This is a genomic window from Curtobacterium sp. AG1037 (assembly GCF_003349855.1).
Classification (GTDB): Bacteria; Actinomycetota; Actinomycetes; order Actinomycetales; family Microbacteriaceae; genus Curtobacterium; species Curtobacterium citreum.
Genome location: NZ_QQAO01000021.1, coordinates 1 through 1563, shown reverse-complemented (window position 1 = coordinate 1563; position 1563 = coordinate 1). Strand labels below are relative to the sequence as shown.

Below are 1563 nucleotides of genomic sequence, written 5' to 3'. Positions count from 1 at the left end.
AAAGAGCCACGATCGCACGGGGTCAAAATAATTGGCATTGACAATGTGCACGCTGTTGAGTTCTCAAGGACCAGACGCACCCACCAATCAGCCCGACAAACACCGGACCTCAACAGAGGGGCTGGAAGTTCGCTGCCCGGGCGAGACTCGGAACCGAACCAACCGGCCGTTCCGTTCTCCGCCTCAGCGGCAACGAGGTACAACCTTACGCGGCACATCCCGCCATCGCCAACCGTGCTCACTCCCGGGCGTGTCGTGCCCCGACTTCCCTGCAGATCTCCGGGGATCGGGGTACCGGTCGTGGGTCGCGTCATCTCGACCCTCACCGCCGGTCAGGACCGCCGACGTACCACCCGGCCTCGGTACTGGTTGCCACGGACGTCCGCCGACCTCGTGCTCAGCTCCGGGACGAGCCACTCCCCGACCGGAGACCCAGGATCGCGCTCGACCTCGAGCAGGAAGCGCGACGAGCGGGAGCCGACGCCACCCGCCCCGTCCCGCCGATGAACGCGCATCGACCGCAGGATCCGGTTCCGCCGCTGCTGACGCAGCCTCATCCCGCGGTCCTCCGGACCATCTCGAGTTGCTCCCCGGAGAACGCGTCCTGCAGCGCTTGCCGGGCCCCGGACGCGTGGAACTCGTTGCGCGCGTAGAAGGATCTTGCAGGGGTGCCACCGCGGCCGGCATCGACCCACAGGCGCATCCGGTCGTCGTGCATCGATGCCCACGCCAGGACTTCACCGAGCAGTTCGTCCGCGACGCCCAGTACTGGTCCTCGGGCATCCGGTTCGACGTACACCCCCGTGAGCAGCACATCGCCCTCGACGGCGGACTGGCAGGCCATCATCCCGAGCCAGCGCCCGTCCTCAGCGACCGCCACGACGCTCGTGCTGTCCGCTGCGGTCCCGCGTCGTGCGCGGAGCCGCCAGTCGTCCTCCGTCATCCCGAGCGTCGTCACGAACGTCGCACCGTACGCGATCGGGTTCTCCGACGCATTGCGGAGCCGCAGGTCACGCACCGCGGCCCAGTCGTCCTCGTACGTGACCCGCAGGCGGACGGCGTCGCCTGAGAAGCCCGCCCGCTCGAGCAAGACCGGCAGCCCCGTCTCCCGCCACCACGCCAGCGACACCATCCCGGACGACATCCCGCCGTGGGCGAACCGCTCGACGAAAACCGACGCCGGGTCCGGCGACGTCAGCGGCGCCCCGATCGCGTCAGCGGCAGCACGTCGGATCGCAGCGGCCAGAGCCCCCCGACGCGCGGGCAACGCGACGCCGGCGAAACGATCGCCGAGCTCCCGCCACAGCCACGGATCGCCACGACTCCCCCAGGCGGTGGGCTCGTCGATGAACAGGTCCCCCAAGTGCGTCATGCATCGATGATGACGTCCTGGCTGCCGGGCGACAACTTCCCCGTTAACGCAGGAAACCCCTGACCAGTCATGGTCAGGGGTTTCCTGGTGTTACCAACGTTGAGTCCGGCGGCGTCCTACTCTCCCACAAGGTCCCCCTTGCAGTACCATCGGCGCTGAGAGGCTTAGCTTCCGGGTTCGGAATGTGACCG

General features: G+C 68.1%; 1 protein-coding gene and 1 rRNA gene. Both read right to left on the bottom strand.

Features of this window, described 5'->3' with window-relative positions; genetic code table 11:
- Window positions 1-553: 553 nt before the first annotated feature.
- A complete protein-coding gene (locus tag DEU32_RS17355) occupies window positions 554-1372 on the bottom strand; it encodes a GNAT family N-acetyltransferase (protein ID WP_181819334.1) in 819 nt (272 codons plus the stop codon).
- A 103-nt stretch (window positions 1373-1475) separates the two neighbouring features.
- Window positions 1476-1563 (bottom strand): 5S ribosomal RNA (gene rrf / locus DEU32_RS16800); the annotation flags it as partial.

Bases quoted from the DNA above. Each gene is read 5' to 3' on its own strand.
- DEU32_RS17355 (WP_181819334.1), bottom strand. From the start codon at position 1,372: ATGACGCACTTGGGGGACCTGTTCATCGACGAGCCCACCGCCTGGGGG.